This is a genomic window from Sphingobacterium suaedae (assembly GCF_042684625.1).
GTDB lineage: Bacteria > Bacteroidota > Bacteroidia > Sphingobacteriales > Sphingobacteriaceae > Sphingobacterium > Sphingobacterium suaedae.
Genome location: NZ_JBHULR010000015.1, coordinates 610,371 through 626,560 on the forward strand (window position 1 = coordinate 610,371; position 16,190 = coordinate 626,560).

Here is a 16,190-nt window from a genome sequence, read left to right on the forward strand (position 1 = left end):
GTCATGGAACCTTTAGTTAAAAGGATGTATCCCAGGGGGAAATATCAACACAAGCATGTCCAGTTCGGAATCCGGCGCCTCCAGCATGCACTCAGGATGGATAAGCACCATCTGGTTATATACTTGATCTTACTATGGACAATAGGAACCTTTCCTTCGACATTAACCGCCCAAGCCCAGGTGAAGCAGAATATATTATTGATACTGGTTGATGATCTACGACCGTCTATCAGGGCGTTTGGTGATCAGTTCGCCGTTACGCCGAACATCGATCAACTTGCTCAAACTGCACATGTATTTGAACGCGCTTATGCTAATCAGGCCGTGTGCGTGGCCTCTCGTTATAACCTGTTGCTTGGAGCTCGGTCCACTTCCACGGGACTTTACGATTTCGGGCGGGCATTCCGTGATTATTATCCTGAGGCTGTAACCCTACCAGAGTATTTTAAACAAAAGGGCTATTATACGGGAGCCATAGGAAAAGTGTTTCACGTAGGTCACAATACTTATAACGACACCGCTTCCTGGACGGTACCCCACGAGTACGATCTGGTTGTAGAATATGCCGATAAGACACAGCTCGGAACCACACGGGAGGAGGCGTTGTTTGCGAACATCCCTTGGTCAGATGCCAATAAATTGAAAAAAGGAGCTGCCTGGGAGTGTCTGGATGTGCCGGATGAAGTATATGCAGATGGGCGAGTCGCGCAAAAAACCGTCCTGCGTTTAGACGAACTAAAAAAACGAAATCAACCTTTTTTCCTGGCGGTGGGGTTTGCCAGGCCCCACCTGCCTTTCTCGGTTCCAAAAAAATACTGGGATATGTATGATCCTGCCCAGATCCCGATGCCCGAAGTAACAGAAAACCCAAAAGGTTCGCCACCCTTCGCGAATAAAAGAGATGGAGAAATTGCGCAATATCGAGGCATCCCTGGTGCTGCGGAATCTGATCCGTTTCCGGATAGCATTACGCGAAAGCTCATTCATGGATACTACGCAGGCGTCAGCTATGTAGATGTACAGATCGGAAAGATTCTCCAGAAACTAGAGGAAACCGGCCTGGATAAAAATACGATCGTCGTCCTCTGGGGAGATCACGGTTATCTGCTTGGAGAAATGGGTATGTGGACCAAGCACGTGAATCATGAACTGGCCAACCGAATTCCGCTCATTATGCATGTACCGGGATCACACAGACCACTGCGCTCGAAAGAGCTGATTGAAACCGTTGATATTTTTCCAACTCTGGTGGATTTGTGCGGTTTTACACTACGACCGTTGCAACAACCATTAGACGGAATGAGTTTTTCGTCGTATATTAAAGGTGCAAGAAAGGCACCGAGAAAATTTGTCTATCACTGTTATCCACGTGATGGAAGGCTGGGGCTAGCTATCCGTGACGACCGGTATCGGTTGGTCGCCTGGCAGACACTGAGTGGTAAGGGCCCGGTCAAATATGAATTATACGATTATCAAAATGACAATGTGGAACGGGAAAATATATGGTCTTCGGATCATCCGGCTTTTTTGAAACTTAAACGCATGTTGAATGAACAGCCTCCTGCGGCTCCCATTAGACCTGAAAGCAAAACAAGACAATTAAAATAATGAAGAGAAACCGAACAACGATGATGAAAAAAACAATGGCATTAGCCTGTGTGATTGCCACCTCGCTGTCCTTGTCATACGGACAGCAATGGAAGCCCGCCGGTGATAAAATACTGACGAGCTGGGGAGAACAACTGGATCCGGCTAAACCGCATCCGGAATATCCCAGGCCACAATTGAAGAGGACGGGCAATTGGCAAAACCTGAATGGATTATGGAAATACAAAGTAGTACCCAAGTCCCAACAGCAAGCTCCAAGTGCGTGGGATGGCGATATTCTTGTCCCTTTCGCGATTGAGTCCGCCTTATCCGGGGTAGGTAAGCGTATTGACCAAGACGATGCGTTGTGGTATCAAAGGGAAGTCACCGTAGATAAAAACATGCGCAAAGGTCGGACAATCTTACATTTCGGGGCAGTAGACTGGCAATGTGATGTATATGTCAACGGCAAACATGTTGGACAGCACGAAGGTGGTTTCGATCCCTTCTCATTTGATATAACAGATGTGCTAAAGAAAGGAGTGAAACAACAGCTAACCATTCGTGTTTGGGATCCAACAAGCGACGGTCCCCAGCCTAGAGGTAAGCAGATCAATAATCCTCATGGGATCTGGTATACACCCGTTAGTGGGATTTGGCAGACGGTTTGGATGGAATCTGTTCCTCAAACCTTCATTGTGCAAACCAAGCAAACACCGGACGTGGATGCATCGACTTTAACGGTATCTACACAAGTACAGGGGACACAAGAGGGCGACAAGATACAATTGGAAGCTTACGATGGAGCTCAGAAGATCGCCGAAGGAGCGGCTGAGATCGGCGCAGCATATAACTTGAAGCTGACAAATCCCTTATTATGGAGTCCTGACAATCCGAAATTGTACGATTTATTGGTTAAGGTAGTGCGCAAAGGAAAAGTGATCGATGAGGTTAAAAGCTACTTCGCCATGCGTAAGATCAGTGTGCGCAAAGACGCAAAGGGAATTCAACGGATGTACCTAAATGATAAGTTTGTTTTCCAGTACGGTCCATTAGATCAAGGTTGGTGGCCGGACGGGCTACATACTGCGCCGTCGGATGAAGCGTTAAAGTATGACGTGGTGAAAACCAAAGAAATGGGATTCAATATGATTCGTAAGCATATCAAGGTAGAACCGGCTAGGTGGTATAGACATTGCGACAGTATTGGAGTATTGGTATGGCAAGATATGCCCAGTGGCGATCTTGGAGGGAATATTTGGGATATGCAACCTGGAAAAATCTCAAATGGAAACCATGATAAAACCCGTACGGCAGAGTCTGAAACAATCTATAAGAAAGAATGGAAAAGTATTATGGATGTTTTGCATAATTTTCCAAGCATTGTTGTCTGGGTGCCCTTTAACGAGGCTTGGGGGCAGTTTAAAACAGAAGAAATTACCGATTGGACCTTGAAGTATGATCCTTCTCGGTTAGTCAATAGTGCCAGTGGCGGTAATTTCGTCTACAAGGGACACATTTTGGATATCCATAATTATCCGGATGCAGCAATGCCTGACCCGAATATTTTCGGAGACAAATTTGTATTGGCATTAGGTGAATTTGGAGGACTGGGACTGCCGGTCGAAGGCCATACTTGGCAGCAGAAGGACAACTGGGGCTATCAATCTTTTAAGAATAAAGAAGAACTGCAACGGCGTTACGAAGAAGTGATCGAAAACTTATCGAAGTTGATTCCATTGGGGCTTTCCGCTGCGGTTTACACGCAAACTACAGATGTTGAGGTTGAGACCAATGGGCTTATGACATATGATCGTAAGGTGATCAAGATCCCGGAAGCAACTCTTAAACAAATACACCAGAAGTTACATACTATAAAAATTGCAGATTAGTTGAGTGAGGTTGGGATTTCCCGGATAGTTCGTCAGCGCTTAACGGGGATCCCTTCTTTATCGTTACCTCCGAAAATAAATCAACATCCCGCTGCGTTATAATCCGAATAAGCTCGCCGGCAGAGATCATAAAAGTAAGTGCGACCCAGAGAACCCTATAAATTCAAATGCTTTCTAAGGATGGCAAACAAGTCTTGTTTGTCGATCGGCTTGCGCAGATAGTCGCGTATATAACCATAATTTTTTGAACGCTGTTCATCAGCAGTACTGATGGAGGAGCTTAGTATATAGATCTCCGTTTGTTTGAGAACAGATTCTCCTTCCATTACGTCTAAAAATTCCCAACCCGTCATAAAGGGCATATCGATATCCAGAAACAATATGTGTGGAATGTCTATGTCAATCGCACCATGTTTCTGAAAGTGCTCCATCGCTTCTGCTCCATCTTCTAACAAGGTGACCTGAACAGTAGCATCGTCGAAATGCTGCAGCATATACTGTATAAGCGTGCGAAAAATCGCGTTGTCATCAACCACGGTTACATGTATCTTTTTCATTAGTTAACCGGTTGCTTGAAAAAACGAACAGTAAATGCTGTTCCCCGTCCTGGGGTACTTTCTACGTCAATTGTTCCGCCATGTGATTCGATTTGTTGTCTGATGAGAAATAAACCAACACCTTTGCTGTTATATCCCCTGTGGAATATTTTACGGAATTTAAAAAGTTGCGAACCATGGCGTTCGAGATCGATCCCGACACCGTTGTCGAGTATGGTGAGACCGATCATATCATCTTGCGAGAATGTGTGAACCCGAATTTCGGGGGGGATTGAAGGCCGGGTGAACTTGAGTGCATTGCTCATTAAATTATGGAGTATACTCTCTAGGTATACCTTTGGAAACCAAACGTCAGGCTGGTCCAGGTCATATATGATGACGGCCCCCGTAGTCGATATTTCTTTGGTAAACTGTTGTTCTATTTGCTCGAATATAGGTGCAAAATAACAGCGTTCCACGGGGAGCGATCTGCTATTTCTTACCTCCAATATCTCAATGAGTTCCTGTAATATTTGGATGAGGTTTTCACTACTTGCATGTAGTAGTTCAAAATATGTTGTTCGTTCCAAAGCTGAGGTTGCGGTTTCCATTTCGCGGATAAGCATCTGTATATTACTGGCGGGACCGCGGAGATTATGCGCAACGATCTGATCAAATTCTTCTAGTTGGCGCACCTTGCTTTCCAAATCTACCATTGCTGTTTCTAACTGGTTCTTTTGACGTTCCAGAATTTCCATATTTCCCTTTAAAATGGATAAATCCTGCACCTGAGCAACAAGGAACACCGGATTTTGGGAAGAATCGGTGACCATTGACAAAGTAAGAAGGCACCAAACGTAATGTCCCTGTTTGTGGCGGTAGCGTTTTTCTAGCGAGTAGCTTTCCCGCGTTCCTTCCACCAATTGTTTGCCCAGTGAGATATCCATATCTAAATCGTCTGGATGCGTATATTCCGGAAAACTTTTCGCACGTAATTCGTCGGCGGAATACCCCAATATTTTGCACAATGTGCGATTCACATCGATGCATTTTCCTTCTAAACTGACCAAAGCCATCCCGATACCGGAATGCTCGAAAGCTTTGTTGAATTTTTGTTCGAGAATACTTATCTGCTCCTGCGCGTGAACGTTTATCGTAATATCTGAAATAACAGCAATAACCCGGTCGTGAAGTCCTTTGATAGGTTTAATCTGTAAATTGTACCATCGATTCTCATGCGAACTGAGAGGAGAAGCATATTTCATTTCGACAGTGTGCCGCTGACTTAGCGCAGTCCGTACCAGAGATAAAAACTCGTCGGAAAGTGCAGCAGGAAATAACTCTGAAATATTCTTTCCCGTAAAGTAGGCGGGATCGTAAAAGAGCTGATCAGGATTGCTGGTCCAATGGTTCAATAATAACCCTTCGGAAGTGATCTCCAGTACAATATCATCTAACGAAGAAACCAGTAGATGTAAATGCTCTTTCGCAGCAAGCATGTACTGCTGTTTTGCAATGAGCCAAGATACAGGATAAAGTGTGAGAACGATCTGTGGATCGTCTTCTAGGTTTACCGGTGTTACAGAAAGCGAAAAATGCAAATCACCATTTTTATAGGCTGCCAGGAATTCGTCTTTTGAAAATTTACCTAGGAGCGCTTGCTCTATCGGATTTTCGCCCGTGCGACGCAACGTTTCACGATCTACAAAATCTAGTGATAGCATTTGTTGGTATGGCTTTCCAATAGCTTCGGTGATTGGTAGTCCGAAAGACGAAGACGCCACCGAATTGAACGCAGACACGTTACCTTGTTTATCGATCAAGATCAATGCCTCCCGTTGCCAAGGGGGAGAATGCGTTATATCTGTTAGAGTCATTGTGTACCGCAGGTCCATCGTATTCATTGCTTGTCTATAGTTGCGACACTGTGTCTCAACTTTCGGGTTTACATGTCCAGCCCCATTGACATGCGGAACCGAGCTCCGACACGCTCATAGGGGTGTATTTCATAGGAGTCCTAAAATAACAAAAAAAGAACACACCTTCTCGAATCAGAGACATAAAAATTTTTAGGTACACGGCTAGCGCGACACATACAGTTTGGTATTCATTGTTCACTTATCTATGCACATAGATCCGCGTATCCTTGCGCACGAATCCTAGCCGACTGTACAGCTGAATAGCAGCATGTCGATGATCTTCTGTAAATAAAAGAATTTCAGTCAATCCTAAGGATTGTCCCTCGTCCAACAATTTGTGGATAAGTTTCGTGCCGATGCCTCGACCACGTTGATTTTCGTCAACCACAACATCCTCTATCCACCCTTTATAGCCCGATATAACCCGGTAATAGGTCATGGTGGCTATACCTAAAAGTCTATCTGCTTCTACGCATTGCACAAATACGATGGGATTAGTGGAATTTAATACATACGCTAGGTCCTGCTGTGTTTTATTGGGAGATAATTGTTTAAACAAATCATTTATTTGTGCTTTTCTTTTAGAAGTGAGCTCTTCTTGCGTTAAAAGGTGAACTTCCATATCTTAACCATCTTAGTGGAGAGCGGGCATACCGTCAAATTGATCGAATAATTCTTTCATTTCTTTTGCCTTTTCTGGGAATTCGTTCAACACATTTGTTCGTTCGCCCGGATCCATAGCTACGTTGAATAGTTCAAAAGCGGCAGGGTAGGACTTTCCAGAGTTGTTATTGACACCGGCCCGAAGTTCCCGGTATTTCCAGTCTCCAAGTTTAACAGCCTCCGGTATACCATGGTTCACGATATAAATGGGGCGATGGACGAAGGAGACGTCTGTAACTGTTCCGGCCAATAGTGGAGCGATAGATTGTCCGTCTAACGTGCGTGGTGTCGGTAAGCTTGCGCCTGTCCACGCTAAAACCGTGGGTAATATGTCTACATTGCTGATGGCCGAACGAATCGTTTTGCCTTTAGCTACCCATTGCTTTCCTTGTATGATAAATGGTACGCGAATCCCCCCCTCATAGGTTTGAGCTTTTGACCCGCGGAACATCCCGGCAGTTCCGACATGCCAATTTTTGGTCACGCTGTCGCCAGACATGCGCACGGGATATTCAATCCACGGCCCATTATCGCTACTGAAAATAAAAATAGTTTGTTCTGCCAAACCTTTCTTTTTCAGTTCATTCCAAAGGTCGGATAGCCTATTGTCTAACTCTTCTAGTACCGTGCCTAAGGGGCCTGCGGGATGTTTGTGGTTTTTTTTGGCTCCCTGCGCAGCCAGTGCCACCGGTAAATGGGGCATATTGTGTGCGTAGTATAGGAAGAAAGGAGTATCTTTTCTCTGTTGCTTCACAAAGTGTACGGCTTCTTGATGGTAAAGCCCGCTAAGAGCAGAATCCGCAGGACGGCTAATCACGGCAGTGCGGTTTCGAAAGATTTTCATGGTTGTATCCGTTTTGACATAAGGCGCCCTGTAGTCGTGGCTGTACAGCATACCAAAAAAATAATCAAAACCTTGCGCATTGGGGTGGTGAAACTCTTCGTGATCCCCTAAATGCCATTTACCAATTAAGGCGGTTCGGTAACCTTGGAGGTGTAGGGCTTCGGCGATTGTAATCTCTGCATCAGGAAGTCCAATCTTTGTTCCTGGTCCGATGGGATCGTTTAGTCGATAACGAGTTGGATAGCGTCCGGTCAGCAAGCCCGCTCGGGAAGGCGTGCAGGTCGGATTCGTGACCACATAGTGCGTAGCACGTATACCCTCACGAGCCATGGAATCTAAAAATGGAGTTGCGATAGCCGGATTTCCGTAACACCCTATATCGGAGTAACCGAGGTCATCAGCCAACACCAAAACAATATTGGGTCTGGGTTGGGCGAAGGTATAGCTGCTCACAAATAGCGTGAGTAGCCAAAAGTAATGGAGAATATTTAGATGACTTGACTGCGCCATAATTGTTCTGTATGGATACGATTTTAATGGATAAACGCTATGATAGTAAATAATGTATTGCCTTGCACGACATAAATATAATAAAACGGGACTGTTTCCGGAAAGCGGTGGTAATTTTTTCAACGTGTGGAAGCAAATTGAAGCTAGGTAACTATGCTCAAAAGACCTATCTTTGGACTGGGTAAGTATGTGAACAATATCATGACTGCGATAAACGAAGGAGAAGAGGCTAGACGACTATATAAGGAAATTAGATTTTGCACACACTGTGAACCCGAATTGCCGTGCGGTGCCAATCCAGTGCTATCCATCGACGCCCGTGCGAAAATTCTTATCGTAGGACAGGCGCCGGGTAGTAAGGTACACGACTCAGGAATACCATGGAATGACCAGAGCGGTCGGGAGCTTCGGAACTGGTTGGGTGTAACGGAAGACGAATTTTACAATCCGCAAAACTTTGCCATCGTACCCATGGGCTTTTGTTATCCAGGCAAGGGGAAACAAGGAGATCTTCCCCCGAAAAAAGTTTGTGCTCCCATGTGGCACCCTGCGGTGAACGCCGTGCTTAAGCATGTAAAGCTGACTTTGTTGATAGGAAAATATGCACAAGATTATTACCTGCCGACAGCGTTGCAAATAACACTTACCAAAGCCGTTGCCGATTTTGCGTTATACCTTCCGGACTTCTTTCCTTTGCCCCATCCATCTCCACGAAATTTTATCTGGAAAGCGAGGAATCCATGGTTCAACGAGAGCGTGCTTCCTGTACTAAAAGACGAGGTGCAAAAAGCCCTTTATGGTTAGTATCGCCGAAGCCATTCTTTTTTTTAAGGGAATAGATTAGTTATTAGGCGCTTTTGTTTCTACCTTTGCATCGCAATTCTAAATATCATGCGTCAAAAGGTTCTTTTCTATAGCTATTTAAAATTAGTAGTAGCGTCGGCGGCGGTGGCAATTGTCTGTTGTTTACTTGCTTTTTCGCTTAAACACGCGACGGAATACGTACAACATTTTTTATTCCATGAAGTTAAAGACAGAAGCACCTTCATGTATATCATATTGCCGTCTGTCGGCATCACAGCTATCTATTTCTTGCGAAAGTACATGTTCCGAAATCGGAAAAATAAGGGAATCAAAGAGATCTACACCACGTTAGAGACACGCAAAGATCATTTACCATTCTTTAAAATACCATCACATTATATTAACGGATTTTTGACCGTCGTCTGCGGTGGATCCACCGGGGTGGAGGTCTCCACCGTGGTTTCTACGGCCACGGTCGGAAATCAGGTGTATAAATGGAAGTTTATGCCTCTGGCGTTCAAACGAGAATTGATTTGTGCCGCTGTTGCTGCAGGTGTAACTGTGTTATTTGGTAGTGCCATCGGCGGCTGGTTGTTTGCTGTAGAAGTTATCGCAAAAAAAATGCAGAAAACCGTATTGTTAAGTTGTACAATAGCTGCGTTGGTCGCTTTTTTATTTATACAGTATTTCGATCATGGATTTCTTATTGCCATGCCTGCACAACAATGGCATTGGGGGGCTCTTCCTTTCATGGTGGTTTTAGGAGGCCTTGGCGGACTGCTTGCCACTTATTTTACTCAAGTCGTCATCCATTGTAAACATTGGTTTGGAAATATAAAGAGTAATTTTGTACGGGTTAATTTAGGCGCGATAACCGTTGGTACTCTTATTTTATTTTTTCCGGCTTTGTACGGTGATAGCTATCATGGCTTAACAACAATGCTCGAATCCTTTTCATCTTCACAAACCATAGCCGTACTTCCGTTCACGTTAGCGTTACTAGTTCTGTTGAAACCTTTAGCTGCATCGCTGACTTTGGGAGCGGGTGGGGATGGGGGCGTATTTGCTCCGAGCATCGTGGCTGGCGCATTCCTGGGGATACTCTTTGCGTACTTGTGTAACCAGTATATGGGGACAGAATTTCTTATTATTAATTTTGCTTTAATCGGCGCGGCCGCGACCCTCTCAGCCGCCATTCATGGTCCGCTTACATCCATCTTTTTAATAAGCAGTGTGGCTCCCAATGGGATGCAGCTCATGTTGCCTCTCGCGATCGGAGCCTTGATTGCTTACGTTTTAGCGAAGAAGCTATGCAGGTACAATGTATATTCGTATCAAGGTGCCTAACGATAATTTCCTGTGAAATTTTTGAGAGTATCACAATGTTTTTCAAAGCAGCGGGTCGATCGCATTAGCAAGATTGAACCATCAGAAAAAGCTGGAGATATCAGCTGGTTAAAACGTTTGAAGATGACGTATTGCTAGAGAAATTTAATTGTCCTTTTTTCTGTACAATTTTTGCTAAACCCATTTACAATGATTTAAATCCTTTTTTTTAAATCGTAATATGCTGTATAATGGCTGCCTGTACAGGCTGTGTATGGCTATTTGTTACAAAATAGAAAGCCACGTAATATTTATCCAAGAGGGAGAAAGGCAAAAGATGGGTGAGTATACTAAAAAAAACAGAAGCCCAAAGTCGGGCGACTTTAGGGCTTCCAAACCAATTATTAACCTAAATTATGAGCAAATGTTCATTCAAACACTGTGCCAAAAAAAATAATCCTTTTTAACTTTCCCTTTATTTTAAGGATTTGTTGAAAATATAGATGCGTTTGCAATAAGCGCCCTTCTATTGAATTTAAGGATATCAACAATCAATTCTGCGAAGTCTTCGGGTTGTAAAATTTTGTCGGGGTTACCATCGGTGATTTTGAGGTCGGACATGGTCATGTCTGTGGCGATTGTACTAGGCGTCAATGTCGTTACGCGGATATTCTCTTTTCTCATTTCGTACATTAGAGATTCAGAGAATCCGATCACCGCAGATTTGGAAGCACTATAGGCAGATGAGTTAGCGCTACCTTTTAACCCTGCGGTGGATGCGACGTTGATTATATCGCCACTGCCTTGGGCTTTCATGAGAGGGATCACTGTTTTTGCCACATAATATACGCCCAACACATTTACTTGGATAATTTCCTCCCACTGTTCGGAAGGCATTTCTTCAACCGTTCCAAATGCTGCAATTCCAGCATTATTGAGGAGGATATCGATGCTTTCGAATTCCTGTCTGATCTTGGCGATTCCCTGCTCTACCTCGGCATGGTTCCCTACATTAAAAACTGCGTAAGTAGATCGGATGCCATAGGTTCGAAGCTCCTCGACGGTACGCTGCAGCGATTCTTCGTTTCGTCCACTGATCGCAATGTGTACACCTTCCTTCGCCAACGCTATTGCTACCGCCTTTCCTAGTCCTCGACCGCCACCTGTGATCAAAGCAGTTTTACCTTTTAAGTTTGTCATATATATATTATTTATAGTATGCGCTACAAAAATAGGGAAACCTTAGGCGTGACAGTCGTCATATTCCGGTAATCTTCTCGGACTGTTTTCTACCGGAGCTGAGTTTTTATTAGCATAACGTAAGTAAAGAAGCAGGGCACAGGCGGTCGACGCGTAGAGGATAAGAATGCCAATACTAAGCGATCCTACGGCGGTATTTCTAGGAAATACTTGGCCGATACAAGTGAGCAGTGATAGCCCAAGACCAGCTCCCATAAAGTAGGTGGTGCTGGTAAGGCTAGAAGCGACACCGTAGTGTGCCGCTGGAACGTTGTGGACGCCAAGAACGGAAAGACTTGTGAAACACAGCGTCATACCGATACCTGATATGCAGGCTGCTCCTAAAAGTACCAAAAAGAGAGGATGTTTGAAATAGATTGCTGCTAATAAGAATAACGAGCCAATAAGCATAAAAGTCATGCCTACCACACCGATGGCAGTGGGTGTTAGTCGATCCGTGATTTTGGGGATAGCAAATTTGGCGATCAGGGCAGACAAGATACTAAACGGTACCAACAGCATTCCTGCACCCGCAGCGGTATGTCCCATGTCTTCCTGCAGTAGTAGCGATATAAGAAATAGAAATCCAATGAAAAACCCGCCCAATAGAAAAAAACATAGATTCGACACAACCAAGTGGCGGTTGTGGAAAAGCTTGGGTGAAATAAGGGGAAATTGCTGTGTCAACAGACGTCTTACAAACCAACTTATCAACAGGAAGGAGACGAATAAGGATCCAGATATCAATAAAGGACGTTCTTTTATGTGCAGGAGTTCATGCACGCTAAATGTTAGCAATAATAAACCGGCCACTAAGATAATGCCGGAAAGGACGTCGATTCTGTTGGTTCTAACGGGAGGTAGGTCTTTTGGAAGGTTGTATATCGCCGCAAAAAAGGTGATCAGCAAGATAGGTACATTAATCAAGAAAACCCAGTGCCAGCTAATATAGGTGCTAATTAAACCTCCTACAGACAATCCGCTTCCGGATCCGATAGCGGCAAATGAACTGAAAATACCCAGAGCGCGACTTCTTTCATTTGGCTGTCGAAAGGTGTGTGTTACAATGGCTAGGGATGCCGGCATTAAAAATGCCGCACCCAAACCCTGCAAGGCGCGGGAAATAGCAAGGCTCAGGAAACTGGTCGCTAATCCTGCGCCTAGTGATGCGACAAGAAATAAGAGAGTACCCCAAAGAAAAATTTTCCGCCTTCCCAAAGAATCAGTTAGTTTTCCGCCGATGATGAGAAAGCCCCCGAAAAATAGAACATAAAGTGTTTGAAGCCATTGGACCATATCTTGATCAACCTGAAATTGTTGTTGTATGGCTGGTATCGTTAAATTGATGATCGCGATGTCAAGTGCCTCTACAAATGTTCCGATCGAAGCAATAATCAATAGACTATTTTGTTTTTTCGTCATAATCGAAATTTCCGACAAATCTATGTTTAATGATCGTTTGTTTGTTTTAAATATTTAATTTTAGAACAAATGATATTTTTTGAATATATAATTGTATTATTTGTTCTAATTATAACTCTCTGATCATGTCGAAAAAAGAACAAGCAAAATTGCAACGCTATACGCCGGATGAAAAGGACTTCGATATACTTCGTCTATTGGAACGGGATGCCAAGCTCAGTGTACGCGAAGTGGCTGCCCGTATACATTTGAGTCCAACGCCAACGCACGAACGTATCAAGCGCCTGGAACAGCATGGTATTATACGTGAATACGTAGCTGTTGTTGATCGCCGTAGTGTGGACAAAGGCATCATGGTCCTATGTATGGTTGCTCTGAGCGCGCATAACAAGAAAGCAGCTGGGCAATTTATCCAAAAAGTGAAAGAGATGCCTGAGGTTATTGAGTTCTACAACATCAGTGGAGATTTCGATTTTGTGTTGAAGATCGTTTCAGCGAGCATGGACGATTTTCACGATTTTTTCGTGAACCGCTTGTCCGAAGTTGAGGGTATTGGGCAGACTAAAAGTATTTTTGTCATGAACACAATTAAAGAGTCCAGCCAGCTTTTGTAGGTAAAAAAATATATTTCCTTATTGTTCTAAAGAAAATAACTAGTAGCTTTGCTAAACATCATATCATCAGATGAATTTATGACGCTAATAAAAAAAGTTTCTTTGGCAGAGGAAGTCGCGGATACGATAAGGGATAAGATTAAATCCCATATATATGCGCTCTCATCTAAATTACCCACAGAACCCGAACTCATGAAGGTCTTCGGTGTGGGACGCTCCAGTATCCGTGAAGCGATTAGGATACTAGTAAACGATGGATACTTGCGCGTCCAGCAGGGCGTTGGAACCTTTGTAATAAGCTCAGAAGGCACGGAGTCGTTGGGAGCTACATTTGAAAGGGGACAGTTTTCTGAATTACTTGAAGTGCGGCAACTATTGGAAACACGAATAGTCGAAAAGGCGGCATTGAACCGAACGCAGGATCATCTAAAGACGATTCGGCGTGCCCTCGATCTTCGGATACAGAAAGCTGCCGAAGAGGATTTGGAAGCATGTATAGATGCGGATATCGCTTTCCACCAAGCGGTCGCGGATGCGTGTGGCAACAATATTCTTGCAGAGCTTTACGGAGCGTCATCAAAGTATATGTGCCGTGTATTTGGACAACGTTACACCTCGACAAAGGTTTTTGCCGAGACCCATCAAGCGCATGAACAGCTTTATATGGCTATTCAGCAACAAGATGTAGTACAAAGCAGGCATGTGTTGCACGGTATTATCGAGGCCGTGTAGGGTTAATGTATTCGGGGAGTCTAGTGTAGACTTCATTATTAGTTAAATCAGTATATTCATGAAAACAGCTATATGCCCTTCCGCCCATCCTGTGGTTAAAGGGACAGTTTACAGTATTTTATTTGCAATTAGCTTTGGACATTTATTAAATGATCTTTTGCAATCCGTAATTCCGTCGATTTATCCGATGTTGAAAGCTAACTTTCAGTTAACGTTTAGCCAGATCGGACTTATTACCTTGGTTTTTCAACTCTCGGCTTCTATTCTTCAACCTTTCGTCGGACACTATACCGATCGTCGCCCCAATCCACGATCTTTGGCTATAGGCATGGGTTTTACATTGTTGGGGCTAATATCTTTGTCTATGGCGTACAATTTTGTCTTTATTTTGATAAGTGTGTGCTTGGTTGGCATTGGCTCTTCTGTTTTTCATCCTGAGGCTTCTCGCGTTGCCCAATTGGCATCGGGTGGAAAAAAGGGGCTTGCTCAATCTATCTTCCAGGTAGGTGGGAATGCCGGCAGTGCAATAGGCCCATTAATGGCAGCGCTTATCGTTATACCTCACGGACAAGCCTATATTCGTTGGTTTGCGTTGTTTGCTATTTTGGGGATTGCCATTTTAACCATGGTGGGAAAATGGTACAAGAACAACATGCGCGAACGAAAGGTTAACGTAGAGTTGATTGGGGAGGTTGCTGTCGAGGCGAGTTTATCGAAGACAAAGATTGTCAGTTCGATCATCATACTTTTAGTGCTGATCTTTTCCAAATACTTTTACATGGCCTCTATGACGAGTTACTTTACGTTTTATTTGATCGATAAATTTGGCGTAAGTGTGCAGGAATCGCAGGTTTACCTTTTTGCATTCCTAGCTGCTGTTGCTATTGGTACCATTTTGGGAGGCCCTTTAGGTGACCGCTATGGGCGGAAAGTGATTATATGGGTGTCGATTTTAGGGGCAGCCCCATTTACATTACTTCTCCCTCATGTTGGATTGACGTTAACGATCATGCTTGCTGTGATAATCGGTATAATTATCTCGTCGGCATTTTCAGCTATTCTAGTCTATGCAACGGATCTAGTGCCTGGAAAAGTTGGGACGATCGCCGGTCTGTTTTTCGGTTTCGCCTTTGGAATGGGAGGAATTGGTTCCGCGCTATTGGGATGGTTGGCTGATCAGACAAGTATATCCTATGTATTTGCTGTATGTGCCTATCTGCCCCTGATTGGGATTGTGACTGGATTTTTGCCTAATGTAAAAGGAAGATAGGCATTCATCTATTTATTAAACAGAAAAGAACGTTCGTGATTTTCCAAAGCCTAAAAGGAATTTCATACGAAGTAAGACGCAGTAACTGACGGTGTCTTACTTTTTTACATTATCGTGTGTGTGACGCCTGCTTTCTCTATATAGACGACAAACGGTAAAGTGATGGGTTTGCCTTTTTATTACATAGCTAGACTTTTAGCGATAGTATACGCATTGAATCTCCAAATCGCTTCCCTCATGGTGTTAACGAGGCCTGGCGGAAGTCTGGACGGAATGCGAAAAAACAATGATGATACTACGTTCCGGAGCGTGAATCACCCAGCATAAAACAGAATAAGGTCGGGAATTCCTCTGCAGCCCCTGTTAAGGCAGGTCGCATAGCGGAAGCGGGCCTTTTTCTTTGCTTTGTGCGCTTCTTTTCGAAAAATATCGGCCAGGCTTACAGGCTGTTGCGGCGTATTTGCCAAAAAAAGGCCCGGGAAGCTTGGAAGTAAGGGTCTGGAGTCCCTATCTTTGCACCACTCCGCGAGGGAGGGACAGCACTGAAAAGCGGAAAAAGGGGATTACGGCACGGCCGAATACCGGTTAAAAAAAAGAAGCGCGGGAATTATTTTAAAATAAATTTTGCGGAACCGAAAAAACCTTTTACCTTTGCAGTCCCAAGCGAGCCGAGGGAAACAAAAACGATAGTACGCCGGGCATTAAAGCCCGGAAAAAATAGTCGAAGCGCGATGCGGAGACGATAGAAGTTCTTTAAGAAAATGATCATGTAGCGTAACGAGTAACCGATTGGTGAAAGTTAAAAAAAACAAATTCAACCAAGTCAATTCCG

Annotated in this window: 13 protein-coding genes; 7 read left to right on the plus strand and 6 right to left on the minus strand. The window is 44.0% G+C overall.

The genetic code is table 11. The features are described from left to right. The first annotated feature begins 3 nt into the window (after positions 1-3). Together ACFSR5_RS18125 and ACFSR5_RS18130 are read left to right on the plus strand one after the other, a co-directional pair. Positions 4-1,608 (plus strand): sulfatase, encoded by a 1,605-nt coding sequence (locus ACFSR5_RS18125; RefSeq protein ID WP_380905888.1) that lies wholly within the window; start codon positions 4-6, stop codon positions 1,606-1,608. After that, on the plus strand, positions 1,608-3,479 hold the full coding sequence (locus tag ACFSR5_RS18130) for a glycoside hydrolase family 2 protein (RefSeq protein WP_380905889.1): 1,872 nt from the start codon (positions 1,608-1,610) through the stop codon (positions 3,477-3,479). Before ACFSR5_RS18125 ends, ACFSR5_RS18130 begins: the two co-directional genes overlap by 1 nt. A 155-nt stretch (positions 3,480-3,634) precedes the next feature. Here ACFSR5_RS18130 and ACFSR5_RS18135 read toward each other — a convergent pair whose 3' ends face one another. The 4 genes from ACFSR5_RS18135 to ACFSR5_RS18150 form a co-directional block, all read right to left on the minus strand. Further along, positions 3,635-4,036: a response regulator gene (locus ACFSR5_RS18135; RefSeq protein ID WP_380905890.1), complete on the minus strand. Its 402-nt coding sequence runs from the start codon at positions 4,034-4,036 to the stop codon at positions 3,635-3,637. Next, positions 4,036-5,892 (minus strand): sensor histidine kinase, encoded by a 1,857-nt coding sequence (locus ACFSR5_RS18140; protein ID WP_380905891.1) that lies wholly within the window; start codon positions 5,890-5,892, stop codon positions 4,036-4,038. Before ACFSR5_RS18140 ends, ACFSR5_RS18135 begins: the two co-directional genes overlap by 1 nt. Positions 5,893-6,133: 241 nt before the next feature. Further along, on the minus strand, positions 6,134-6,556 hold the full coding sequence (locus ACFSR5_RS18145; RefSeq protein WP_380905892.1) for a GNAT family N-acetyltransferase: 423 nt from the start codon (positions 6,554-6,556) through the stop codon (positions 6,134-6,136). 12 nt (positions 6,557-6,568) lie between these two features. After that, positions 6,569-7,951, minus strand: a complete 1,383-nt coding sequence (locus tag ACFSR5_RS18150; RefSeq protein ID WP_380905893.1) for a sulfatase-like hydrolase/transferase — start codon at positions 7,949-7,951, stop codon at positions 6,569-6,571. 153 nt (positions 7,952-8,104) lie between these two features. On the opposite strand from ACFSR5_RS18150, the gene ACFSR5_RS18155 reads away from it, so the two are divergent. Both ACFSR5_RS18155 and ACFSR5_RS18160 read left to right on the plus strand, forming a co-directional pair. Further along, on the plus strand, positions 8,105-8,755 hold the full coding sequence (locus ACFSR5_RS18155) for a uracil-DNA glycosylase family protein (RefSeq protein ID WP_380905894.1): 651 nt from the start codon (positions 8,105-8,107) through the stop codon (positions 8,753-8,755). A gap of 87 nt (positions 8,756-8,842) precedes the next feature. Continuing rightward, positions 8,843-10,102, plus strand: coding sequence for a chloride channel protein (locus ACFSR5_RS18160; protein ID WP_380905895.1), 1,260 nt, complete (start codon positions 8,843-8,845; stop codon positions 10,100-10,102). Between the two features lie 459 nt (positions 10,103-10,561). On the opposite strand, the gene ACFSR5_RS18165 is transcribed toward ACFSR5_RS18160, so the two are convergent. Further along, a complete protein-coding gene (locus tag ACFSR5_RS18165) occupies positions 10,562-11,281 on the minus strand; it encodes a 3-ketoacyl-ACP reductase (protein WP_380905896.1) in 720 nt (239 codons plus the stop codon). Between the two features lie 42 nt (positions 11,282-11,323). Continuing rightward, complete coding sequence (locus tag ACFSR5_RS18170; RefSeq protein WP_380905897.1) at positions 11,324-12,742, minus strand: MFS transporter; 1,419 nt, start codon at positions 12,740-12,742, stop codon at positions 11,324-11,326. Positions 12,743-12,867: 125 nt separating this feature from the next. On the opposite strand from ACFSR5_RS18170, the gene ACFSR5_RS18175 reads away from it, so the two are divergent. From ACFSR5_RS18175 to ACFSR5_RS18185, 3 genes are all read left to right on the plus strand, one after another. Then, entirely contained in the window at positions 12,868-13,356 is a 489-nt protein-coding gene (locus tag ACFSR5_RS18175; RefSeq protein ID WP_380905898.1) for an Lrp/AsnC family transcriptional regulator, read from the plus strand. A 78-nt stretch (positions 13,357-13,434) separates the two neighbouring features. Further along, positions 13,435-14,088 carry a FadR/GntR family transcriptional regulator gene (locus tag ACFSR5_RS18180; RefSeq protein WP_380905899.1) on the plus strand — a complete coding sequence of 218 codons (654 nt, stop codon included), beginning with the start codon at positions 13,435-13,437 and terminating at the stop codon, positions 14,086-14,088. 58 nt (positions 14,089-14,146) lie between these two features. Further along, the gene (locus tag ACFSR5_RS18185; protein ID WP_380905900.1) at positions 14,147-15,358 is read left to right on the plus strand and encodes an MFS transporter; all 1,212 of its coding nucleotides are present in this window, start codon (positions 14,147-14,149) and stop codon (positions 15,356-15,358) included. Positions 15,359-16,190: the final 832 nt, after the last annotated feature.